We start from the raw sequence: 24,205 nt of genomic DNA, 5'->3' as shown, positions 1-24,205 counted from the left end.
TTGTGTGAGCGATCAGGGGAAGCGGCAGGTCACCTCGGGCTTGTCGTAGCCCAGGCTGTCCATTTCGTTGAAGGGGTGCAGGAAACCGTCCTGGGGCGAAGTGCTGACCAGGGCACGCGGTTGCACGATGGGGATCGGTTGGCGCAGTTCGCCGTTCCACGGGCGGTAGCTGAGCTTGCGGCCCTTGAAGCCGTCCAGCGGCAGTTGCTCGCTGATTTCCAGTTGGCGGATGGTCATGGGATCGACCTGGCGCAGCTTGCTCACCGCACTGGCGACGCTGCGCACGGCCATCCAGGCGGCGAAATCGCGGTCGTTCATCCAGCGCCCGGCCAGGGCCTCGAAGCGTTTTTGCAATTGCGCGGCGCCGTAGGTCTCGACGGTCTTGTGCCAGCCGGTGGGCGTCAGGCCCTGGGTGCCGGCGACGGGGCGCGGGTACCAGGTCTGGTAGGGCACGTACTCGCCGAAGTCACCGCGCTCGTCCGCCACCAGTACCACGTCGTATTCGGCGGTCTGGGTGAACAGCGGCATGTCCGCCTGGGCGCTGCGGCGTTGGTCGTTATCGAAGCGCCAGGCTTTCTCCGCCACCAGTTTCACCCCGAAGCGCTTGGCGGCGCGGCGCAGGGCGGCGGCGTAGGCCTGGTCATCCTCGGTGGGGCCGACGATCAGCAACGCCTTCTGCCATTTGCGCACCACCAGAAATTGCGCCAGGGCATCGGCGAGCATGGCCCGGCTGGGCAGCGTATGCAGCACGTTGCCCAGGCAATCGGTGCTGCGCAGGCTGTCATCGGGGCTGCCGGCGTTGAACAGCAGGCTGTCGGGCAAGGCCGCGCTGAGTTGGCGCAGGCTGGCGGCCGGGGCGTTGACCACGAACAGGCGCAGGCCTTGGGCGTGCTGGGCCTGGGCGGCGGCGAGCAGGGCGTCGGGGCTGTCCACCGTGGCGGTGGCCAGGCTGTAGCGTTGGTTGAGAAAGGCGCCGGTGCTGTTGCTGTCGATGATCGCCAGCTCCGCGCCACGCTGCCCGGCATCGGCGGGCTCGGGAATCACATTCGACAGCAGCGGGCCCGGATCAGGTCGATAGCCCAGGTAGCCGATCTGCACCGCCAACGGCGCCTCGGCGGCCTGGCTGGCGGTGGCCACCCCGGCGGCGCACGCAATCGCCAGCAGGTAGAGCACGGCGTAGGGGGCGAGCTGGCGCATAAGGCACTCCATGTCAGGTTGCGCCAGCATAGGAACCCTTGAGGCCGCTGCAAATATGCAGAAAGTACCGCTGAGCCAGTACCAAGGTAGTAGCCCCGCGCAGGGGGTGGGGTCTTAGCATGGGTTACCCCCACCGTGTCCATCCGGGAGATGAACGATCATGCAAATCCTCAAGGCGCTGCTTTTGCCGTTCCTGCTGATCGTGAGCCTGATCGGCGTCGACAAGCTGCACGCACCACGCCCGGCGTTGAGCGTGCCCGCCAGCGTGGCGCACTAGGTATGTCGGCACTGTGGCGCATCAACCTATGGGTGTGCGGTTTCTTCGCCTTGGTCACCTGCGCCTGCACCGCGCTGTTGCTGCATCAGGCCCTGACGGATGTGGAGCGTGAGCTGCAATCGGCCGAAGCGGTGGTGCATTACCTCAGCGCAACCGCCGAGCGCGACCCGGCCAGCCTGCAACCGCATCTCACCGCCAGCCTGCGGCATGTGCGCGTGCATTGGCTGGCCGCCGACGCGACCTTGCCAACCCCGGAGGTGGACGGCCTGGACGCCTGGCTCGGGCGCCTGTTGTTCGCCGAGGCACGGCGCAGCGCCGAGGTGATGGACTTGCCGGACGGGCGGCGCGTGTCGATCGTGGTCGACCCGCGTGATGAGATCGACGAAGTCTGGGACTCCCTGCAACAACTGTTGGGCCTGTGCGCCCTGGCGCTGGCACTGAGCCTGTTGACCATCCGCTGGGCGGTGCGCCGTGGCATGGGCGTACTCGACGAACTGTTGCGCGCACTGCAACAGGTCTGCGCCGGCCAGCTCAATGTGCGCCTGCGCAGCGCCGGTTCGCCGGAAGCGCGGCAACTGGCGCTGCATTTCAATCGCATGACCGATGCCTTGGAGCAGGCACACACCGACAACACCCAACTGACCCAAACCCTGATGGCGGTGCAAGAGCAGGAGCGCAACCACCTGGCCCAGACCCTGCACGATGACCTCGGCCAATACCTGGCCGGTATTCGCGCCCAGGCCTGCCTGTTGCGTCTGGTCACCGACCAACCGCAGTTACTGGCGCGCACGGTGGGGCAACTGGAAGATCACTGCGACCACCTGCAGCAAGGCTTTCGTGCGCTGGTCCACGACCTGTACCCGGTGGCCCTGCAACACCTGCCGGTGGCCGAGGCGTTCGCGATGCTGGTGACGCAGTGGCAGGCCAGCCATGGCATCGATTGCCGGCTGCGGGTCAGTGCGGACCTGCCGGCGTTGTCCGGGGCGAGCAAGACTCATCTCTATCGTCTGCTGCAGGAAGCCCTGACCAACATCGTGCGGCATGCCGACGCCAGCCAGGTGCGTGTACGCCTGCAACATCGCGGTTCGCGTCTGCGCCTGTGGGTGCGCGATAACGGGCGCGGTGCGCAAACGCCGCAGCGTCCCGGCGTCGGTCTGTATTCGATGTACGAACGCGCGCGCTGCCTGGGCGGCGAACTGAAAATCCTCAGCCACCCCGGCGCCGGTTGGGCGCTGGCGTTGAACATGCCATTGGAGGCCTGATGAATATTCTGTTGGTGGATGACCATGCGGTGGTGCGCCAGGGCTATGCCAGCCTGTTGCGTGCGCTGTTGCCGGCCATTGAAGTACGCGAGGCGGCCAGCGGCGAAGAGGCGCTGAGCCGGGTCCAGGAAGCGGTGCCGCACCTGGTGATCATGGACTTCGGCCTGCCCGGCATCAGCGGCCTGGAAACCACGCGCCGCCTGCGCCAGCGCCTGCCGCACTTGCGCGTGTTGTTCTTCAGCATGCACGACGAACTGCCGCTGGTGCGCCAAGCCCTGGAGGCTGGCGCGGCGGGCTACCTGACCAAAAGCTCGGCGCCCGAGGTGTTGATCGAAGCGGTGCGGCGCATCCTCGACGGCCACGCCTATATCGAGCAGGCCCTGGCCACCGAGCTGGCCTACACGCCAAGCGATCAACGCTTGCAGGGCATGACGCCGCGTGAGCTGGAAATTTTCCTGATGTTGGCCAGGGGCACGCCCACACGGACCATTGCCGAGCAACTGAATATCAGCAGCAAGACCGTGTCCAACCACCTGACCTTGCTCAAGAGCAAGTTGCAGGTGAGTTCCCATGCCGAACTGGTGCACCTGGGCATCGACATGGGCGTGGTGCGCGTGGCGGGCTGACAAATTCCTCTCTGTTCCACAGCATTCAAATGTGGGAGGGGGCTTGCCCCCGATAGTGGTGGATCAGTCATGCATGTATTGGCTGACACACTGCTATCGGGGGCAAGCCCCCTCCCACATTTGAATGGTGGTGGTCTAACGATTCCAGGTGGTAGGGCAGTCTTTGCAGCCTTCCATATTGGCATCCTGGAAATTCGCATAATGCTGCCGCGCGCCCGTGAGGATCGCGCTTTCCAGGTTGCTCTCACCGAACTTGGCCTCTTGCAAATTAGCATCGCTCAGGTCCGCCCCTTGCAGGTCGGCCTTGCTCAGCCAGGTCATTTCCAGATCCGCCGCACGCAGGTTGGCCTTGTGCATTTTTGCCCCGGACAGCCGGGCGAATTGCAGGTAGGCCGCGCTCAGGTTGGCGTTTTCAAACTGCGCGCCTTGCGCAAACAAGCCCCACCCCTGGATCGCCATCAGCGTGGCGCCGGTGAAATCGGCCAGGCGCAGGTTGCTTTGTTGCAGGCTGGCGCGGGTCAGGTTGGCGCCTTGCAGTTGGGCTTTTTCCAGGTTGGCCAGGTCGAGGTTGGCGTGGCGCAAGTCCGCATCGCGCAGGTCGGCGCCGGCCAGGTTCATTTTGGCGAGGTTCTGGTTGCTCAGGTTAGCGCCCTTGAGGTTGGCGCCGGGGCATTGGCTGTGTTCGGCGATGGTGCAACCGTTGATGACCAGCGGGGCGTCGTCGCCGTCGTCGGCGTGGGCCACGGGCAGGGAGAGCAGGAGCAAGAGGGGCAGGTATTTCATGGCTAGGCCTCTAAGGAAGGAAAGCGGGGGCGCGTGGCTTGACGCTCCCCGCAAAGGGTTACTTCTGCGCGGTCTTGTTATCCCAACTCGGGATCTTGAACACCCAGAACGACCCACCCTGTGCCACCGGCTTGGTCAGCTCGGCCATGTCGCCGCCCCACAACGGCACCGCGCCGCCATAGCCGACGGTGACGCCGATGTACTGTTCGCCATCCTGTTCCCAGGTGATCGGCGGCGAGACGATGCCGCTGCCGGTCTGGAATTTCCACAGCTCCTTGCCGGTTTTCGCGTCGAAGGCCTTGAAGAAACCGTCGCCGGTGCCGGTGAACACCAGGTTGCCCTTGGTCGCCAGCACGCCGGCCCACAGCGGCAGGGCTTCCTTGTGCTCCCACACCACCTTGCCGGTGGTCGGGTTCATCGCGCGCAGGGTGCCGACGTGGTCGTCATACATGCGCTTGATGCGGAAACCCATGCCCAGGTACGCCGAGCCTTTCTTGTAGTTGACCTCTTCGGTCCAGTATTCCTCTTTCCACTGGTTGCCCGGGATGTAGAACAGGCCGGTGTCCTGGCTGTAGGCCATGGGGTTCCAGTTCTTGCCACCGAGGAACGGCGGCGAGACTTCCACCGACTTGCCCTTGGTTTCACCCGGCAACGGCTTGGCCGGACGCTGGCCTGGGTTTTCCACCGGACGCCCGGTTTTCAGGTCGATATGGCTGGCCCAGGTGATGTTGTCGACGAACGGGAAGGCGTTCTGCAGCTTGCCGTTGTTGCGGTCGACCACGTAGAAGAAACCGTTGCGGTCGGCGTGGCCGGTGGCCTTGACCACTTTGCCGTCTTTGTCCTTGTAGTCGAACAGCACCAGCTCGTTGTTGCCGGAGAAGTCCCAGGCATCGTTCGGGGTGTGCTGGTAGAACCATTTCACTTCGCCGGTGCTCGGGTCGACACCGACCTGGCCCGAGGTGTAGAGGCTGTCGAAGTCGTGCGGGTTGCCGTCCTTGGAGGTGCGCGCCCAGGTGTTCCACGGGCCGGGGTTGCCGGCGCCGACGATGATGGTGTTGGTCTCGGCATCGAAGCTCGCGCTCTGCCAAGGCGCACCGCCGCCGTGGCTCCAGGCTTCGACTTTGCCGGTTTCGGTGGTCGGGTCATCCGGCCACGACGGGGCTTTCACGTCGCCGGTCGGGGTGCTGTCCTTGCCGTTCAGGCGGCCCATGTGGCCTTCGACGAACGGGCGCATCCACACTTCTTCGCCGGTGTCCGGATCGCGCGCATACAACTGGCCGACCACGCCGAACTCATCGCCGGAGCTGCCGTGGATCAGCAGCACCTTGCCGCTGACCTTGTCTTTGATCAGCACCGGGGCGCCGGTCATGGTGTAACCGGCGGCGTGGTCGCCGAACTTCTTGTTCCACACCACTTTACCGGTGTTCTTGTCGAGGGCGATCAGGCGCGCGTCGAGGGTGCCGAAGTAGATCTTGTCGCCGAAGATCGCCGCGCCGCGGTTGACCACGTCACAGCACGGGCGGATGTTCTCGGGTAGGCGATGGTTGTAGGTCCACAGGCGCTTGCCGGTCTTCGCGTCGAGGGCGAACACGCGGGAGTAGGAGCCGGTGACGTAGACCACGCCATCGTTGACGATGGCCTGGGATTCCTGGCCGCGCTGCTTCTCATCGCCGAACGAGTAGGACCAGGCCGGGGTGAGCTTGAACACGTTCTTGTCGTTGACCTGGGCCAACGGGCTCCAGCGCTGGGCGTTGGTGCCCATGCCGTATTGCAGCACGTCCTTGGTGGTCAGGTGGTCGTTGGCGATGTCTTCCCAGGTGACGTTGCGCGTCGCCTTTGCGGTGGACGGCGCGGCAGGGTTGGCGGCGGCGAAGCTGGCCGCACTCAAGGACAGGCTGCCGACCAGCAGGAAAGCCTGCACGGCAAGGCTCAGCGGCGAACGGGCGGGTAGCGATCTTATTATCATGGTTGCAGTTCCCAGTGGAGGTTTTGGCCTGCACAGGGTGGAGCGCCAGGGTGCTGGGCGGATACGGAAAAAGTCCCGCTGTTGCCGGGAAGACTTCCCGGCGCGCCGCTGTTTTAGGCGTGCCCCACAAGCCCTACTACCAAGGGAGGATAAGCCGGCCACCAAAGCAGCATACGGCCCATGCCCCAGGGTTTCTAAGATGGTTGCCATAACCTCTGCAGTGAGGTTTTGCGTGCAATCCTGAGGGCAAAAATAATGACAACAAAACTCAATGCCTTGCTCGTCGCCGGGCTGTTGGCCGGTGTGATCGGTGCAGGTCCAGCCTGGGCCCACGGCAACGTGGTCCCGCAAGCAGTGGAAACCAAAGGCCTGACCTCGATCAAGGACGCCGGTGTGCCGGTTGACGAGGACGGCTGGGCGGCGGTGAACCCCTATCGCACCTCGCCTGAACACGACCGGGCCTTGGAAATCGGTTCGTCCGCCTACAATCAGAACTGCGCCGCCTGCCACGGCCTGGAAGCCAAGTCCGGCGGCATCGCCCCCGACTTGCGCATGCTGGATGTGGGCGAGGCCGGTGATGAGTGGTTTGTGCAGCGCGTGCGTCACGGCGCGGTGCGCGACGGCCGGGTGTATATGCCGAAAATGGCCGATTACCTGAGCCAGGAAGCCTTGTGGGCGGTACGCACCTACCTGGACAGCGTTCACGTCGAGGAGTAAGCCATGCGCCTGTTCGCTTATGTGCTCGGCCTGGCCCTGCTGTGTTGCCAGACGGCACAGGCGCAGGTGCGCAGCTATGACCAGATGATCGCCGCCGGTGAGCTGAAAGTGGCGGTGTACAAAGACTTTGCCCCCTACAGTTTCGAAGACGGTGCCACCGCGCGCGGGGTTGACGTGGAGCTGGCCCAGGCCCTGGCCAAAGCGCTGGGGGTGCAGCTCAAATTGATCTGGGCGCCGGCCGGGGAAAAACTCGACGACGACCTGCGCGACTACATCTGGCGCGGCAGCCAGTTGCATAACCAGCAACTGGCCGACCTGATGATGCGCGCACCCTACGACCACGATTACGCGCAAAGGCGTAACGATCAGGGCGAACTGGAAAACGGCCATGTGGTGATGTTCGGGCCGTACCAGAACGAACAATGGCAGGTGGCCTACGACCGCCGGCGCCTGGACAAGGTCGCCAGCGTGGCGGTGTTCGAGGAACACCCGATCGGCGTCGAAGTCGACAGCGTGCCGTCGTTCTACCTGACCTCGGTGTTCAACGGCATGCTCGCCCGCCAGACCCATCACTACCCCGGTGTACCCCAGGCGTTTGCGGCGATGAAGGCCGGTGAAGTCGACGCGGTGATGGCGATGCGCGGCGAGATCGACTGGCAGGTGCATGAGGCGCACGACCCGCAACTGGCCCTGGCGCAAAACGCTTACCCGAGCATGGGCCGGCAGCGCTGGGAGATCGGCATGGCGGTACACGAAAGCAATCGCCAGTTGGCCTACGCGGTGGAAGAAGCGCTGGAAGGCTTGATCCGCGACGGCTCAGTGCAAACCATCTACAGCCATTACGGCCTGCAGTACGAAGTGCCCGAAATGTACCAATAGGAGCAGGCGATGAACTGGCGACTGAACTGCATGTTGGCCTGCTGGTTGCCGTTGGCGGCCCACGCTGCGGCGGTCGAACCGGGCCCGGACCCGGTGCCGTCGGTGATGTGGGCGTTCTACCACAAGCAGTTGCTGGCCGATGCGCCGTTCGTGTTCGACGAGCGGGTCAAGCTCTTGGCGCCGCCGTTCGCCGAAGATGCGCGGCAGGTGCCACTGGAAATCGATGCGCGGGCATTCAAGGGCCATGTGGTGAAGATCCTCGCCTGGGCCGAGCTCAACCCGTTGCCGAAGATTGTCGATTTTCAGCCCAAGGCCGGGGTACTGCCCTGGCTGTCGATCCGTATCCGCATCGAACAGGCCACGCCCCTGCGTGCGGCGGTGCTCACCGATGACGGGCTGTGGCACGTCGGCTCGACCCTGATCGACGCGGCCGGCGGCGGTTGCACCGCGCCCAGCGTGGTCCGCACCCAGCCGGGTTGGGAAGAGCATATCGGCGAAGTCCTCGGCGGGCGTTATCCACGCGGTGAATTCAGCCGGGTGCGCGTGCAGGTGGCGCACCCGATGGATAACGGCATGGTCAGCGGCATCCCCGAGTTCTATCTCAACCACGCGCAACTGCGTGGCCGGGACGGTCAGGTGCTGGCCGAGCTGGAGCTGTTCCCGGCGGTCAGCGAAAACCCCAACCTGGCCTTTGACATCGACGCACCCGGGCCGACGCGCCTGGTGCTGCGTGACAACAGCGGCAATGAATTCGACGCAGCCATTCCCTGACCAGAAGGAGCGCGGCATGCGCTGGATTCTATTGTTGTGCCTGAGCCTGAGCCTGCCCGCCGTGGCAGACCTCGACTACGCCCTCAAGCCACGGCTGATCGCCGACGACACCTGGCTGCTGGAAGGCAGTACCGACAATTTTGCCAAGGACAACGGCGGCAATATCGTCAATACCGCGTTCATCGTCACCGAGGCTGGCGTGGTGGTGATCGACACCGGGCCGTCGCGGCGCTACGGCGAAGCCCTGCGCAAGGCCATCGCCAGCGTCACCGCCAAGCCGGTGATCCAGGTGCTGCTGACCCACCACCACCCCGACCATGCGCTGGGCAACCAGGCCTTCAAGGACGTGCCCATCGGCGCCCTGGCCGGCACCACGCGCCTGCTGCATGAGCAGGGCAATGGCATGGCGGAAAACCTCTACCGCATGGTCGGCGACTGGATGCGCGGCACTGAAGTGCAATTGCCCACGCAAGTGCTCGAACCCGGCGTGCTCAGCTTTGGCCGCCACGACCTGCGCCTGCTCGCGCTGACCGGTCACACTGACGCCGACCTGGCCATCCTCGACCAGAGCACCGGTGTGCTGTTTGCCGGCGACCTGGTGTTCTACCAACGTGCCCTCACCACCCCCAACAGCCCCGGGCTGGCGGCGTGGCTGGCGGACATCGACACCCTGCAGGCATTGCCCTGGACCCTGGTCGTGCCCGGCCATGGCCCGGTGGCCAACGATGCGCAGCCGTTCGCGCAGATGCGCGACTACCTCACCTGGCTCGACCAACTGCTGCGCGACGGCGCCGCCCAGGGCACCGACATGGCCGAGATGATCCGCAGCCCCATTCCCGAGCGCTTCGCCGCGATCAACCTGAGCCGCTATGAACTGATCCGCAGCGTCAGCCACCTGTACCCGCGTTACGAGCGCGAGCAGATGCAGCGCGTCGATTCCGCCCGCTGACAGGCCCGACCCGCTACTAAGGAACTAGCAATCTCGATACTGCGGTCAATTGTGACAACCGCCCCTGCGCCCAAGAATCTGTACCAGACCGGGAAAATTTCCCGGGTATAACAAAAAACCGCAGAGGTAGCCGTCATGACCCAACCCGCACGCCGCCAACCCTTCGCCTTGAGTGTGTTGCTCGGTGCCATTCTGTTATCCGGCCAGGCCATGGCCGCCGTGAGCGACCAGGACATCCTCCAGGACCCGAAAAACCCCGGGCAGATCGTCACCAACGGCCTGGGCGTGCAGGGCCAGCGCTACAGCCCGCTCGATACCCTGAACGTGGACAACGTCAAGGACCTGCGCCCGGTCTGGGCGTTCTCCTTTGGCGGCGAGAAGCAGCGCGGCCAGCAGGCGCAGCCGATGATCAAGGACGGGGTGATGTACCTCACCGGGTCCTACTCGCGGGTGTTCGCGGTGGACGCGCGCACCGGCAAGAAGCTCTGGCAGTACGATGCGCGTCTGCCCGATGACATCCGCCCGTGCTGTGACGTGATCAACCGGGGCGTGGCGCTGTACGGCGACCTGGTGTTCTTCGGCACCCTCGACGCCAAGCTGGTGGCCCTGAACAAAGACACCGGCAAAGTAGTGTGGAGCAAAAAAGTCGCCGACCACAAAGAAGGCTACTCGATCAGCGCCGCGCCCCTGGTGATCAACGGCAAGCTGATTACCGGTGTGGCCGGTGGCGAATTCGGCGTGGTGGGCAAGATCGAAGCCTACGACCCGAAAAACGGTGACCTGCTGTGGACCCGTCCGACTGTCGAAGGTCACATGGGTTACGTCTACAAGGACGGTAAGGCCGTGGAAAACGGCATTTCCGGTGGCGAGGCGGGCAAGACCTGGCCTGGCGACTTGTGGAAAACCGGCGGCGCGGCGCCGTGGCTCGGCGGCTACTACGACCCGGAAACCAACCTGCTGCTGTTCGGCACCGGCAACCCGGCACCGTGGAACTCGCACCTGCGCCCTGGCGACAACCTCTACTCGTCCTCGCGTCTGGCATTGAACCCGGATGACGGCACCATCAAGTGGCACTTCCAGACCACGCCCCATGACGGCTGGGACTACGACGGCGTGAACGAACTGGTCTCCTTCAACTACACCGAAGGCGGCAAAGAGATCAAAGCGGCGGCCACCGCCGACCGTAACGGCTTCTTCTACGTGCTCGACCGCACCAACGGCAAGTTCATCCGTGGCTTCCCGTTTGTCGACAAAATCACCTGGGCCACCGGCCTGGATAAAAATGGCCGGCCGATCTACAACGACGCCAGCCGCCCCGGTGCGCCAGGCAGCGAAGCCAAGGGTACCTCGGTGTTCGTTGCGCCGGCGTTCCTCGGCGCGAAAAACTGGATGCCGATGGCCTATAACCGCGACACCGGGTTGTTCTACGTGCCGTCCAACGAATGGGGCATGGACATGTGGAACGAAGGCATCACCTACAAAAAAGGTGCGGCGTTCCTCGGTGCGGGCTTCACCATCAAGCCGCTGAACGAAGACTATATCGGCGTGCTGCGCGCCATCGACCCGGTCTCCGGCAAGGAAGTCTGGCGCCACAAGAACTTCGCGCCGCTGTGGGGCGGGGTCCTGACCACCAAGGGCAACCTGGTGTTCACCGGTACGCCGGAAGGCTTCCTGCAGGCCTTCAACGCCAAGACCGGCGAGAAGGTCTGGGAATTCCAGACCGGTTCTGGCGTACTCGGCTCGCCTGTGACCTGGGAAATGGACGGCGAACAGTACGTCTCGGTGCTCTCCGGCTGGGGCGGCGCGGTGCCGTTGTGGGGCGGTGAAGTGGCCAAGCGCATCAAGGACTTCAACCAGGGCGGCATGCTCTGGACCTTCAAACTGCCCAAAGACCTGGTCGGCAAACGCTGAATCTACGACCAAATGACAAGAATCCCCCTGCCAACGGCGCATTCGCCCGGCAGCGGGGCCTCTTTACTATCGGGTCATCGCCTGTTGACCGACAGGCCCGGACCCAGACAGAGGCTTCAACATGATCTACGCACAACCTGGCACCCCTGGCGCCATCGTCAGCTTCAAGCCACGCTACGGTAACTTCATCGGCGGCGAATTCGTCGCGCCAGTCAGCGGTGAATACTTCACCAACACTTCGCCAGTGACTGGTGAAGTCATCGCCGAATTCCCGCGTTCCAACGCGGCCGACATCGACAAGGCCCTCGACGCCGCCCACGCCGCCGCCGACGCCTGGGGCAAGACTTCGGTCCAGGATCGCGCCCTGGTGCTGCTGAAAATCGCCGACCGTATCGAACAGAACCTCGAAGTCCTGGCCGTCACCGAAAGCTGGGACAACGGCAAAGCCGTGCGCGAAACCCTCAACGCCGACGTACCGTTGGCCGCCGACCACTTCCGTTACTTCGCCGGTTGCATCCGCGCGCAGGAAGGCGGCGCCGCTGAAATCAACGAACACACCGCCGCTTACCACTTCCACGAGCCGTTGGGCGTGGTCGGGCAGATCATCCCGTGGAACTTCCCGCTGCTGATGGCCGCCTGGAAACTTGCCCCGGCCCTGGCCGCCGGTAACTGCATCGTGCTCAAGCCGGCCGAGCAGACGCCGCTGTCGATCATGGTATTTGCCGAACTGATCAATGACCTGCTGCCACCGGGCGTGCTGAACATCGTGCAGGGCTTTGGCCGTGAAGCCGGTGAGGCGCTGGCCACCAGCAAGCGCATCGCCAAGATCGCCTTTACCGGCTCCACGCCAATCGGTGCGCATATCATGCATTGCGCGGCCGAGAACATCATTCCGTCGACCGTGGAACTGGGCGGCAAGTCGCCGAACATCTTCTTCGAAGACATCATGAACGCCGAGCCACAGTTCATCGAAAAAGCCGCCGAAGGCCTGGTACTGGCGTTCTTCAACCAGGGCGAAGTGTGTACCTGCCCATCGCGTGCGCTGGTGCAGGAGTCGATCTACGACGACTTCATGAAAGTGGTGATGAAAAAGATCGCCAAGATCAAGCGTGGCAACCCGCTGGACACCGAAACCATGGTCGGCGCCCAGGCGTCCGAGCAGCAATACGACAAGATCCTGTCCTACCTCAAAATCGCCCAGGAAGAGGGCGCCGAGCTGCTCACTGGCGGCGCGGCCGAGCGTTTGGAGGGTGACCTGTCCAGCGGTTACTACATCCAGCCGACCCTGCTCAAGGGTCATAACAAAATGCGCGTGTTCCAGGAAGAAATCTTCGGCCCGGTGGTGGGTATCACCACCTTCAAGGACGAAGCCGAAGCCCTGGCCATTGCCAACGACAGCGAATTCGGCCTGGGTGCCGGGCTGTGGACCCGCGACATTAACCGTGCGTACCGCATGGGCCGGGCGATCAAGGCCGGTCGCGTGTGGACCAACTGCTACCACCTGTACCCAGCGCACGCCGCGTTTGGCGGCTACAAGAAATCGGGTGTGGGGCGTGAGAACCACAAGATGATGCTCGATCACTACCAACAGACCAAGAACCTGCTGGTGAGCTACGACATCAACCCGTTGGGCTTCTTCTAACCCCGACTTGAAATGCAATCCAATGTGGGAGGGGGCTTGCCCCCGATTGCAGTGGGTCAGTGAAGATTTATGTCACTGACCCACCACTATCGGGGGCAAGCCCCCTCCCACAGTTTTGATCGGCGTACCCCCCTTCAGGCACAACAAGAAGACTTTCCCCATGCAACAAGCTGATGTTGGATCACTACCCGCAGACCAAGAACCTGCTGGTGAGCTACGACATCAACCCGTTGGGCTTCTTCTAACCTCGACTTGAAATGCAATCCAATGTGGGAGGGGGCTTGCCCCCGATAGCAGTGGGTCAGTCAAGATTTATGTCACTGACCCACTGCTATCGGGGGCAAGCCCCCTCCCACATTTTGATCGGCGTACACCCCTTCAGGTACAACAAGAAGACTTCCCCCATGCAACAAGCTGATGTTGGATCACTACCAACAGACCAAGAACCTGCTGGTGAGCTACCACATCAAGCCACTGGGCTTCTTCTAACCCCGACTTGAAATGCAATCCAGTGTGGGAGGGGGCTTGCCCCCGATTGCAGTGGGTCAGTCAAGATTTATGTCACTGACCCACCACTATCGGGGGCAAGCCCCCTCCCACAGTTTTGCTCGGCGTACACCCGCTACCAAGGCATGCTCCAGGCTCGTTCGAAAGTAGCATTCGCACCCCCATCCCCCCATGCATTAATGCCATTACCGGAATCTTCCGGCACAACAAGAGGATCGCCCCATGTGGACTAAACCCGCGTTTACCGACCTGCGTATCGGCTTTGAAGTGACCATGTACTTCGCCAGCCGCTGATTCACCCCCGGCCAGCCCTGCGCTGGCCGGGGTCGTTTGGGGAATGACTCTTTGGTCTGATTGCATTCGCGCGCGGATGGGTTAGTGTGGAGTGCATCTTCCCAAAAATAATAAAAACAGGCTTACCAATGAGCCCAAATCTGAGCCTCCTACGTAAATTCGTCTCGCCTGAAATCATCTTTGGTGCCGGTTGCCGGCACAACGTCGGTAATTACGCCAAGACCTTTGGTGCGCGCAAAGTGCTGGTGGTCAGCGACCCCGGTGTGATCGCCGCCGGCTGGGTCGCCGATGTGGAAGCCAGCCTGCAGGCCCTCGGTATCGATTACTGCCTGTACAGCAGCGTCTCGCCCAACCCCCGTGTCGAAGAAGTCATGCTCGGCGCCGAGGTGTACCGCGACAACCATTGCGACGTGATCGTGGCCATCGGCGGCGGTAGCCCGATGGATTGCGGCAAGGCCATCGGTATTGTGGTCGCCCATGGGCGCAACATCCTCGAATTCGAAGGCGTGGACACCATTCGCGTGCCCAGCCCGCCGTTGATCCTGATCCCCACCACCGCCGGCACCTCGGCGGATGTCTCGCAGTTCGTGATCATTTCCAACCAGCAAGAGCGCATGAAGTTCTCCATCGTCAGCAAGGCGGTGGTGCCGGATGTGTCGCTGATCGACCCGGAAACCACCGCCAGCATGGACCCGTTCCTGTCCGCCTGTACCGGCATCGATGCGCTGGTGCATGCGATCGAGGCGTTCGTTTCCACCGGCCACGGCCCGCTGACCGACCCCCACGCGCTGGAAGCCATGCGGCTGATCAATGGCAACCTGGTGCAGATGATCGCCAACCCGACGGACATCGCCCTGCGCGAGAAAATCATGCTCGGCAGCATGCAGGCCGGGCTGGCGTTCTCCAATGCGATCCTCGGCGCAGTGCATGCCATGTCCCACAGCCTCGGCGGCTTCCTCGACCTGCCTCACGGCCTGTGCAACGCGGTGCTGGTGGAGCATGTGGTGGCGTTCAACTACAACTCGGCGCCGGAGCGCTTCAAGGTGATTGCCGAGACGTTCGGCATCGACTGCCGCGGCCTGACTCATCCGCAGATCCGCGGGCGGCTGGTCGAGCATCTGATCGCGCTGAAGCATGCCATCGGCTTCCACGAAACCCTCGGCCTGCACGGCGTGCGGGTGGCGGACATTCCGTTCCTGTCCCAGCACGCCATGCACGACCCGTGCATCCTCACCAACCCTCGCGAATCGAGCCAGCGTGATGTCGAGGTCGTCTATGGCGAAGCTCTCTGACGACCAGCAGCGCGCCCTCGCTGGGCTGCTGGGGTTGGGCGACCAGTCGGCGCGAAAAAGCCACTACCCGGAACTCACGGCCCGCCTCCATGAGCTGGAGGCCGAGCGCAACCGCTACATTCGCCTTAACGACGAGCTGGAGTTGCGGGTGGCGGCGCGCACCGATGAACTGCTCGAAGCCAACCGCAACCTGCAACAGCAGATCGCCCAGCGCGAACAGGTCGAACAGGAACTGCGCGACGCCCGCGACGCCGCCGAGGCCGCCAACCGCAGCAAGGACAAGTACCTCGCCGCCGCCAGCCATGACTTGTTGCAGCCGCTCAACGCGGCACGGCTGCTGATCGCCACCCTGCGCGAACGGCCATTGCCCAGCGTCGAACAGGTGCTGGTGGAGCGCACGCACCAGGCCCTGGAAGGGGCCGAGGATTTGCTCACCGACTTGCTCGATATCTCGCGGCTGGACCAGGCGGCGGTCAAGCCGGACGTGGCGCTGTATCGCCTGGACGAGCTGTTTGCGCCGCTGGTCTCCGAATTCCAGTCCGTCGCCCTGGCCGCCGGACTGAATTTGCGCTCACACACCGGCCATTACGCGATCCGGACCGACCTGCGGCTGGTGACGCGGATTCTGCGCAACTTCCTCAGCAACGCCTGCCGCTACACCGACGACGGTTGCATCCTGCTCGGCGCCCGCCGCCGAGGCGATCGCCTGCGTCTGGAAGTGTGGGACACCGGGCGCGGCATCCCGGCCGACCGGCTCGATGCGATCTTCCTCGAATTCAACCAACTGGATGTCGGCCGCGCCTCGGACCGCAAGGGCGTGGGCCTGGGGCTGGCGATTGTCGAACGTATCGCTGAGATCCTCGGTTACCCGGTGGCGGTGCGCTCGTGGCCGGGACGCGGGTCGATGTTCAGCATCGAAGTGCCCATCAGCGAAGAAATGCCGTTAGCCATCAGCCAACTGCCCGCGCAACCGACCACCGGCAACCCGCTGCCGGGGCGGCGTTTGCTGGTGCTGGATAACGAGGTCAGCATCCTCGAAAGCATGAGCGCGCTGCTCGGGCAGTGGGGCTGCGAGGTGGTCACAGCCACCGACCAGGCCGGTGCGTTGCTCGCGTTGCAGGGCAGGGCGCCGGAGTTGATCCTGGCGGACTACCACCTGGACCACGGCGTGGTGGGCTGTGAGGTGGTCAAGTACCTGCGCGAGCATTTCGCCCAGTCGATTCCCGCCGTGATCATCAGCGCCGACCGCACCGACCAGTGCCGGCGCATCCTGCGGCGGCTGGACGCACCGCTGTTGAACAAACCGGTCAAGCCCGGGAAGTTACGGGCCGTGTTGAGTCAGTTGTTGGCCTAGAAGTTTGATACCTGTCAACACCGCCTGCGACATTTTGCGCCATGCTCCCAGCCTGACTTGATGGCCGACGGAGCCCCCCCCATGAGCGCCCCCGCAACAACCGCTGCATCCTTCAAGTTGCCCTTGGGCCTGGTCGCCGCTGTGCTGGTGATGGTCGGGGTGCTGCTGTTACCGCTGCCCGCTGACTTGCCGGTCGCTGGGCATCGCATGCTGGCGATCCTCGCGTTTGCCGTGGTGGTGTGGATTACCGAGGCGGTGTCTTATGAAGCCAGCGCGATCATGATCACCTCGCTCATGGCGTTCTTGCTCGGCACCGCGCCGTCGCTGCAAGACCCGACGCACCTGATCGGCTCCAGCCCGGCCATCAGCATGGCCCTGACCGGCTTCTCCAACCCGGCGCTGGCCCTGGTGGCGGGCGCGTTGTTCATCGCCGCCGCGATGACCCATACCGGCCTGGACCGGCGCATCGCCCTGGTCACCCTGACCCGGGTCGGCACCAGCACCCGTGGCATTCTGCTGGGGGCAATCGCGGTGACCATCCTCCTGAGCCTCGTGGTGCCCAGCGCCACCGCGCGCAGTGCCTGTGTGGTGCCGATCATGATGGGCGTGGTGGCGGCGTTTGGCGTCGACAAGCGCTCGAACATCGCCGCCGGCCTGATGATCGTGGTGGCCCAGGGCACCAGCATCTGGAACGTCGGCATCCAGACCGCCGCTGCGCAGAACCTGCTGACCGTCGGGTTTATGGACAAGATGCTCGGCCAGCGCGTGTCGTGGATCGACTGGCTGATCGCCGGCGCGCCGTGGGCGCTGATCATGTCGGCGGTGTTGCTGTTTCTGGTGATCAAACTGCTGCCGCCGGAAAGCGACAGCATCCCCGGCGGCAAAGAAGCCGTGGCCCAGTCGCTGGTGGACATCGGCCCAATGACCGGCCCGCAAAAACGCTTGCTCACCGTATCGCTGCTGTTGCTGTTGGCATGGGCTACCGAAGGGCGCCTGCACAATTTCGACACCACCTCGACCACCTACGCCGGGCTGGTGTTCCTGCTGTTGCCGGGGATTGGCGTGATGACCTGGAAGGATGTGCAGTCGCGGATTCCGTGGGGCACGGTGATTGTGTTCGGTGTCGGTATCAGCCTCGGTACGGCGTTACTGACTACCCAGGCCGGGCAATGGCTGGGCTCGCAGGTGGTGGCACACACCGGGCTGGACCAGGTCGGGCCGCTGGGCGTGTTTGCGATCCTCGGGGCGTTTTTGATCTTGATCCACTTGGGGTTTGCCAGTGCGACGGCGTTGACCTCGGCGTTGTTGCCGATCCTGATTGCGGTGTTGCAGACCTTGCCGGGGGAATTCAACCGGTTGGGGATGACCATGCTGCTGGGGTTTGTGGTGAGCTACGGGTTTATTCTGCCGATCAATGCGCCGCAGAACATGGTGTGCCTGGGGACCGGGACGTTTACGGCGCGGCAGTTTGCCAAGGTGGGGGTTTTGGTGACGTTGATTGGTTATGGGTTGATGTTGGTGTTTGCGGCGACGTACTGGAGTTGGCTTGGCTGGATCTGATATGGCGCGTGGTTTTCAACATACATGGGGTCTCCAATACACATGGGGTCGCCAATACAAAGGAGATCCAATGTACAAAGGAGATCCAAATGTGGGAGGGGGCTTGCCCCCGATGGCAGTGTGTCAGTCACTACATGCATGACTGATCCACCACTATCGGGGGCAAGCCCCCTCCCACATTTGGATATCCATAGATCAGATAGACCCCCTTGCCCCCTTGAAAACGCCGTTGCTCTTGCTCTTGCTCTTGCTCTTGCTCTTGCTCTTGCTCTTGCTCTTGCTCTTGCTCTTGCTTTTGATCTTGATCTTGATCTTAGGCGCCCCGTAAAACCACGCTGGCCGAACGCAGGTATTACGCAGCGGGTAAACCGGCAGGGATGCCGGTTTAGCCGTCCCGGGCCATGGATGGCCCGTGACGGCGGCCCGCGGAGTAATGCCTGCGTTCGGGCACACCGAGCCTAGGCGAGGTGCCGAGTGGTGGGGCAAGAGCCCTTTGGTTACTTTGGGGCTTTTCCAAAGTGACCCGCTGTAAGAGCGGAACCATAAGCGGCCGTGACCGCAGCAACGGATATGTACTCAACCCAACCCAACCCAACCGGCCCAGAGCCCGCCATCACCGCCAACCCCCACACTTGACCACGCCCGCTCCAGAAATCAATTGCACCCTCAACATGGCAAGATGAACTCCTCTCAGGTTTACTACTCCCTGAGTAATGGAGTCACCGACCTTGCGTGTCGGCTCATCAAGGTCACTGAATGGACAACTACACCCCCCGCACCTGGCAGCCCCACGAGCGTCCGGCCCTGCCGGGTTCGCCGTCGACGCCGCTACACCCCACCCACAAACGCTGGCTGTATGCATTGGTCGGCGTCCTGGTCGCAATCACCGGCGGCCTCGGCAACTCGTTGGTGATCGCCAACCTGCAATACCTGCAAGGCGTCCTCGGCGCGACCACGGCGGAAATGGCCTGGCTGCCCGCCGCTTATGTCATGACCAACGTCTGCATGAACCTGCTCCTGGTGAAGTTCCGCCAGCAATTCGGCCTGCGTGCGTTTACCGAGGTGTTCCTGGTGCTGTATGCGCTGGTGACCTTCGGCCACTTGTTCGTCAACGACCTCAACTCCGCCATCGCCGTGCGCGCCGCTCACGGGATGGTCGGCGCGGCGCTCAGTTCCCTGGGGTTGTATTACATGATCCAGGCGTTCCCGGCCAAGTGGCGCTTGAAAGCCTTGGTGCTGGGCCTGGGCACCGCGCAGTTGGCGTTGCCGCTGGCGCGGCTGTTTTCCGAAGATTTGCTGCAAATCGCCGAATGGCGTGGCCTGTACCTGTTTGAGCTGGGCATGGCGCTGATCTGCCTGGGCTGCGTGTTCCTGCTCAAGTTGCCACCTGGCGACCGCTTCAAGACCTTTGAAAAACTCGACTTTCTCACCTTCGCCATCCTCGCCAGCGGGGTGGCGCTGCTCTGCGCAGTGCTTTCCCTCGGGCGGATCGACTGGTGGCTCGAAGCGCCGTGGATCGGTGTGGCGTCGGCCTGTTCGCTGGTGCTGATCATGACCGGCCTGGCGATTGAGCATAATCGCGCCAACCCGTTGCTGATGACCCGTTGGCTGGGCAGCGGCACCATGATTCGCCTGGCGCTGGCGGTGATCCTGATTCGCATGGTGCTGTCGGAGCAGTCCACCGGCGCGGTGGGCTTCATGCAGATGTTGAACATGAGCTACCAGCAAATGCACACGCTGTACGTGGTGATGTTGGCGGGCGCGGTGGCCGGGCTGGTGGTCAGTGCGTTGACGATCAACCCGGCGCACTTGCTGATGCCGCTGGTCATTTCCCTGGCACTGATGGCCACCGGGTCGGTGATGGACAGTTTCTCCAGCAACCTGACCCGCCCGCAGAATCTGTACATCAGCCAGTTCCTGCTAGGCTTTGGCGGCACGTTTTTTCTCGGGCCGACCATGGTGCTGGGCACCAAGAACGTGTTGACCAACCCGCGCAACCTGGTGAGTTTTTCGGTGATGTTCGGCATTTGCCAGAACCTCGGCGGCCTGATTGGCGCGGCGTTGCTCGGGACGTTCCAGGTTGTGCGCGAGAAGTTTCATTCGAGCATGATCGTCGAGCACCTGACCCTGCTCGACCCGCGTGTCGCCGCGCGGGTGCAGAGCGGCGGTTCGGCCTATGGCGGTATCGTCGCCGACCCGGACTTGCGTAACCTCATGGGCATTCGCAGCCTTGCCACGGCGGCGACCCGTGAGGCAAATGTGATGGCCTACAACGATGTGTTCATGCTGATCGCGATCGTCGCGATCCTGACCATGCTCTGGATCTTTACCCGCAGTCTGTGGCTGTTAAGCACCACCAAAGCGGCCACTCCCGTTCAACCCAGCGGCGCTTCTTCATGACCGAACCGACCACCACCACGACCACTACCAACGCCATCGCCGCCACCCCTGAAGGCGCCACGCCACCGGGTGCCACGGTCACCGAACCGCGCTCCCTGGGGGTGCGCATTCTCTCGTCCCTGGGCTTTGCCGCGATTGCCCTCGTCGGCGTGTTGATCGTGCTGTATGCCTGGCAATTGCCGCCGTTCAGCAGCGCGGTGGAAACCACCGAGAACGCCCTGGTGCGCGGCCAGGTCACGATCATTGGCCCGCAGCTCAGCGGCTATGTGTTCGAAGTGCCGGTGCAGGACTTCCAGTACGTCAAGGCCGGCGACCTGCTGGTGCGCCTGGATGACCGCATCTACAAGCAGCGCCTGGATCAGGCCCTGGCGCAACTGGCGGTGCAAAAGGCCGCGCTGGCGAATGTGGTGCAGCAACGCAACAGCGCCGAAGCCACTATCAAACTGCGCCAGGCCGCGCTGGTGGACAGCCAGGCCCAGGCGCGCAAAAGCACTGCCGACCTGCGCCGCAACGAAGAACTGATCAGCGACGGTTCAGTGTCCAGGCGCGAACTGGACGTGACCCGCGCCGCCAATGCCCAGACTCTCGCCGCCGTGGCGCAGGCCCAGGCCAGCCTGGAAATCGCGCGTCAGGACCTGCAGACGGTGATCGTCAATCGCGGTTCACTGGAAGCCGCCGTGGCGAGTGCCGAAGCAGCGGTGGAGCTGGCGCGGATCGACGTGTCCAACACCCGCATCACTGCGCCGCGTGACGGCCAGTTGGGGCAGATTGGCGTGCGCCTTGGCGCTTACGTCAACTCCGGCGCGCAGTTGATGGCGCTGGTGCCCAAGCAGCTGTGGGTGATTGCCAACATGAAAGAAACCCAGATGGCCCATGTGCAGGTTGGCCAGCCGGTAACGTTCACCGTCGATGCGCTCGACCACCGCAAGTTTCGCGGCACGGTGCAGTATATTTCCCCGGCGACCGGCTCGGAGTTCAGCCTGTTGCAGGCGGATAACGCCACCGGTAACTTCGTCAAGATCGCCCAGCGTTTGCCGGTGCGGATCACCGTTGATCCCGACCAGGAGCAGAGCGAGCACTTGCGGCCGGGGTTGTCGGTGGTGGTGAGTATCGACACCGCCGGCCGCCTGAAAAACTCCCCACCCTGACACCATGCCGATCAAAATGTGGGAGGGGGCTTGCCCCCGATGGCGGTCTCTGGGCTGACCAGCTTTTTGGGTTGGGTTGAGTACATATCCATTGTTGCGGTCACGGCTGCTATGGGTTCCGCCCTTACGGCGGGTCACTTTGGAAAAGCCCCAAAGTAACCAAAGGGCTCTTGCCCCACCACTCGGTGCCTCGCCTAGGCTCGGCATGCCCTCACTCCGGCTTGAATCCGTGGGCCGCCGTCATGGGCCATCCATGGCCCAGGACGGCTAACCCGGCGTCCTGCCGGGTTGCCCACGGATTCAAGCCTGCGTTCGGCCAGCGTGGTTTTACGGGGCGCCTAAGATCAAAAGCCAAAGCCAAAGCCAAAGCCAAAGCAAAAGCCAAAGCCAAAGCGAGGCTGCCTTATAGCCGACCTGATCCTGGAAGCCGAACCGGGTTAAAAATGTGGGAGGGGGCTTGCCCCCGATAGCGGTGGGTCAGTCATGCATGTAGTGGCTGACACACTGCCATCGGGGGCAAGCCCCCTCCCACAGTTGGAATGTATTTCAGGGTGAAATTGAGTTGGGTTGACTGGTTGTGTTCCAGCAGTTTCAGGCCCGGCCTGCCCGGCAAGTGATGGGCATTCACCGGATGGCTCACCGGCTCGATGCAGAAGAACCCCAGCCCCGGCGGGCAGTACAGCAAGAAGTAATCGGCGCCGGTGGCCTGGCATTCCAGGGCATAACCCAGCTCCGGCTGTTCGATCCGGCAATGCCCGTCCCATTGGCAAAAACCGTTGTCGACCAACGCTTGGGGCAACCCCTTGAGCTGTTGGAAATCCCAATCGGCGTGTACGGGGGTCAGCGCCGTCGGCAGCTTGGACGCATCACTCATCCACACCTGCCCAGCCTTGGCCTGCAACCGCGTGCCCGCCCGGCGCGGGAAGTAAGGATGCAAGCCCAAACCGTGCCACGCCGCTGTTGCGGCCAGATGCGTCACGCTCAGCTCGATACTCAATACGCCGTTGCTCAACCGAAACCGCTGCTCGGCGCGATAGGCGAACGGCGTCGCGCATTCCAACGCAAGCAGCACTTCATCCGCCGACCGGCTGACCACGCGCCACGCCTGTTGCCAGGCCGACCCGTGAATCGGCAGCGGATCGGTGAGGCTGTTGGGCGTGAGTGCCAGCCAGCCGGCGGGCGTGTCGAAACCGCCGTTGGCGATGCGATTGGACCACGGCGCGAGGGGATAGCAGGCCAGTTTGCCGGGCAGGCCGGCGTCCAGCGCCGCTTGATCGCTAGCCCGCAGCAGGGGCTGGCCGCTGGCGCGCACGCGCCAGTTGACGATGCTGCCGCCCACGGCCGGGGCGAGGGTGAGGTGGGTCAGGTGGTCTTGCAGTTCAATCAGCATCACAGCACCAGCCCTGGCAACCACAGCGACAAGGCCGGAATGTAAGTCACCGCGATCAGCACCAAAAACAGCACGCCATAAAACGGCAGCAGCGCCTTCACGGTGTTCTCGATACTCACCTTGCCCACCGCCGCCCCCACGAACAGCACCGCGCCGACCGGCGGGGTGATCAGGCCGATGCCAAGGTTGACCAGCATGATCATGCCGAAGTGTACCGGGTCGACGCCGATGCCGAGGACCACCGGCAGCAGGATCGGCGTGAGGATCAGAATCAGCGGCGCCATGTCCATCACCGTGCCGAGCAACAGCAGCATGGCGTTGATGCACATCAGGATCACGTAGCGGTTGTCCGACAGGGTCAGGAACAGCGTGGTGATCTTCGCCGGGATCTGCATCAGGGTCATGATGTAGCCGAAGCTGGCCGCGAAGGCGATCAGGATCATCACGATGGAAATGGTGCGCACCGTGCGGTGCATCAGCTTGGGCAGCTCGTTCCATTGGTAGTCGCGGTAGATGAACATGGTCACGAAGAACGCCCACAGCACGGCGATCGCGGCGGACTCGGTGGCGGTGAAGATGCCGGAGAGAATGCCGCCGAGGATGATCACCATGGCCATCAGGCCCCACAGCGCGTCGGCGCAGATTTTCAGCGCTTGCTTGAGCGGGATGACTTCCCCTTTGGGGTAGTCGCGCTTCTTCGCGAAGATCAGGCACAGCACCATCAGGCACGCGCTCATCAGCAGGCCCGGGACCACGCCGGCCATGAACAGCGAGGCGATCGACACCGTGCCGCCCGCCGCCAGGGAGTAGAGCACCGAGTTGTGGCTGGGCGGGGTCAACAGTGCTTGCACCGAACCGCTGATGGTCACCGCCGTGGCGAACTCGCGGGGGTAGCCACGGCGTTCCATTTCCGGGATCAGCACCGAACCGACCGAGGCGGTGTCGGCCACCGACGAGCCGGAGATCGCGCCGAAAAACGTCGAGGCCATGATGTTCACCAGCGACAAGCCGCCGCGCACAAAACCCACCAACACCCCGGCAAACGCCACCAGCCGCCGCGACATGCCGCCCTCCGCCATGATCGCGCCGGCCAGCACGAAGAACGGAATCGCCATCAGCGAAAACTTGTTCACCCCGCCGGCGATTTGAATCATCAGGGCCTGGTACGGAATGTCGATCCACCACGCGCCGATCAACGCCGACAGGCCCAGGGCATAAGCCACCGGCATGCCGATCAGGATCAAGCCGATAAAGCTGCCCAACAGAATCAATGCGTCCAT

19 protein-coding genes are annotated in these 24,205 nt (G+C 63.4%); 14 read left to right on the top strand and 5 right to left on the bottom strand.

The annotated features are described in order from the left end of the window. Positions 1-12 precede the first annotated feature (12 nt). Positions 13-1,197, bottom strand: coding sequence for an ABC transporter substrate-binding protein (locus tag J2Y83_RS17315; protein ID WP_253397001.1), 1,185 nt, complete (start codon positions 1,195-1,197; stop codon positions 13-15). A gap of 279 nt (positions 1,198-1,476) precedes the next feature. Here J2Y83_RS17315 and J2Y83_RS17310 point away from each other — a divergent pair, with 279 nt between their 5' ends. After that, on the top strand, positions 1,477-2,736 hold the full coding sequence (locus tag J2Y83_RS17310; RefSeq protein ID WP_253396997.1) for a HAMP domain-containing sensor histidine kinase: 1,260 nt from the start codon (positions 1,477-1,479) through the stop codon (positions 2,734-2,736). Beyond that, positions 2,736-3,362, top strand: a complete 627-nt coding sequence (locus J2Y83_RS17305; protein ID WP_253396994.1) for a response regulator — start codon at positions 2,736-2,738, stop codon at positions 3,360-3,362. Before J2Y83_RS17310 ends, J2Y83_RS17305 begins: the two co-directional genes overlap by 1 nt. Positions 3,363-3,497: 135 nt before the next feature. Here J2Y83_RS17305 and J2Y83_RS17300 read toward each other — a convergent pair whose 3' ends face one another. Together J2Y83_RS17300 and exaA are read right to left on the bottom strand one after the other, a co-directional pair. Beyond that, complete coding sequence (locus tag J2Y83_RS17300) at positions 3,498-4,145, bottom strand: pentapeptide repeat-containing protein (protein ID WP_253396991.1); 648 nt, start codon at positions 4,143-4,145, stop codon at positions 3,498-3,500. Between the two features lie 58 nt (positions 4,146-4,203). Further along, positions 4,204-6,111, bottom strand: coding sequence for a quinoprotein ethanol dehydrogenase (gene exaA / locus J2Y83_RS17295; protein ID WP_253396987.1), 1,908 nt, complete (start codon positions 6,109-6,111; stop codon positions 4,204-4,206). A gap of 255 nt (positions 6,112-6,366) precedes the next feature. Here exaA and pedF point away from each other — a divergent pair, with 255 nt between their 5' ends. The 12 genes from pedF (at position 6,367) to J2Y83_RS17235 (ending at position 21,535) form a co-directional block, all read left to right on the top strand. Next, positions 6,367-6,828, top strand: coding sequence for a cytochrome c-550 PedF (gene pedF, locus J2Y83_RS17290; RefSeq protein ID WP_253396981.1), 462 nt, complete (start codon positions 6,367-6,369; stop codon positions 6,826-6,828). Between the two features lie 3 nt (positions 6,829-6,831). Then, the gene (locus J2Y83_RS17285) at positions 6,832-7,707 is read left to right on the top strand and encodes a substrate-binding periplasmic protein (RefSeq protein WP_253396976.1); all 876 of its coding nucleotides are present in this window, start codon (positions 6,832-6,834) and stop codon (positions 7,705-7,707) included. Positions 7,708-7,716: 9 nt separating this feature from the next. Continuing rightward, a complete protein-coding gene (locus J2Y83_RS17280; protein ID WP_253396973.1) occupies positions 7,717-8,478 on the top strand; it encodes a quinoprotein dehydrogenase-associated SoxYZ-like carrier in 762 nt (253 codons plus the stop codon). A 16-nt stretch (positions 8,479-8,494) separates the two neighbouring features. Further along, the gene (locus J2Y83_RS17275; protein WP_253396972.1) at positions 8,495-9,427 is read left to right on the top strand and encodes a quinoprotein relay system zinc metallohydrolase 1; all 933 of its coding nucleotides are present in this window, start codon (positions 8,495-8,497) and stop codon (positions 9,425-9,427) included. 135 nt (positions 9,428-9,562) lie between these two features. Then, a complete protein-coding gene (locus tag J2Y83_RS17270) occupies positions 9,563-11,338 on the top strand; it encodes a PQQ-dependent methanol/ethanol family dehydrogenase (RefSeq protein ID WP_253396971.1) in 1,776 nt (591 codons plus the stop codon). A gap of 121 nt (positions 11,339-11,459) precedes the next feature. Beyond that, positions 11,460-12,980 carry an acetaldehyde dehydrogenase ExaC gene (gene exaC / locus J2Y83_RS17265; RefSeq protein WP_253396970.1) on the top strand — a complete coding sequence of 507 codons (1,521 nt, stop codon included), beginning with the start codon at positions 11,460-11,462 and terminating at the stop codon, positions 12,978-12,980. Positions 12,981-13,709: 729 nt separating this feature from the next. Beyond that, positions 13,710-13,781 carry a pyrroloquinoline quinone precursor peptide PqqA gene (gene pqqA, locus J2Y83_RS17260; RefSeq protein ID WP_010209364.1) on the top strand — a complete coding sequence of 24 codons (72 nt, stop codon included), beginning with the start codon at positions 13,710-13,712 and terminating at the stop codon, positions 13,779-13,781. A 128-nt stretch (positions 13,782-13,909) separates the two neighbouring features. After that, on the top strand, positions 13,910-15,073 hold the full coding sequence (gene ercA / locus J2Y83_RS17255) for an alcohol dehydrogenase-like regulatory protein ErcA (protein ID WP_253396968.1): 1,164 nt from the start codon (positions 13,910-13,912) through the stop codon (positions 15,071-15,073). After that, the gene (locus J2Y83_RS17250) at positions 15,057-16,427 is read left to right on the top strand and encodes an ATP-binding response regulator (RefSeq protein WP_253396966.1); all 1,371 of its coding nucleotides are present in this window, start codon (positions 15,057-15,059) and stop codon (positions 16,425-16,427) included. Before ercA ends, J2Y83_RS17250 begins: the two co-directional genes overlap by 17 nt. 81 nt (positions 16,428-16,508) lie before the next feature. After that, positions 16,509-17,987: a DASS family sodium-coupled anion symporter gene (locus tag J2Y83_RS17245; RefSeq protein ID WP_253396964.1), complete on the top strand. Its 1,479-nt coding sequence runs from the start codon at positions 16,509-16,511 to the stop codon at positions 17,985-17,987. 756 nt (positions 17,988-18,743) lie between these two features. Continuing rightward, positions 18,744-20,387 carry an MFS transporter gene (locus tag J2Y83_RS17240; protein ID WP_253396963.1) on the top strand — a complete coding sequence of 548 codons (1,644 nt, stop codon included), beginning with the start codon at positions 18,744-18,746 and terminating at the stop codon, positions 20,385-20,387. Then, positions 20,384-21,535, top strand: a complete 1,152-nt coding sequence (locus J2Y83_RS17235) for an HlyD family secretion protein (protein ID WP_253396962.1) — start codon at positions 20,384-20,386, stop codon at positions 21,533-21,535. The genes J2Y83_RS17240 and J2Y83_RS17235 overlap by 4 nt, the downstream gene beginning before the upstream one ends. Positions 21,536-22,016: 481 nt before the next feature. Here J2Y83_RS17235 and J2Y83_RS17230 read toward each other — a convergent pair whose 3' ends face one another. Then, a complete protein-coding gene (locus J2Y83_RS17230) occupies positions 22,017-22,925 on the bottom strand; it encodes an aldose 1-epimerase (protein ID WP_253396961.1) in 909 nt (302 codons plus the stop codon). Further along, positions 22,925-24,205 (bottom strand): TRAP transporter large permease, encoded by a 1,281-nt coding sequence (locus J2Y83_RS17225; protein ID WP_253396960.1) that lies wholly within the window; start codon positions 24,203-24,205, stop codon positions 22,925-22,927. The genes J2Y83_RS17230 and J2Y83_RS17225 overlap by 1 nt, the downstream gene beginning before the upstream one ends.

Origin of the sequence: Pseudomonas marginalis, assembly GCF_024169655.1 — a bacterium.
GTDB lineage: Bacteria > Pseudomonadota > Gammaproteobacteria > Pseudomonadales > Pseudomonadaceae > Aquipseudomonas > Aquipseudomonas paraveronii.
Note: the sequence above shows the minus strand (reverse complement) of the source record. Positions and strands in the feature narration are given on the sequence as shown.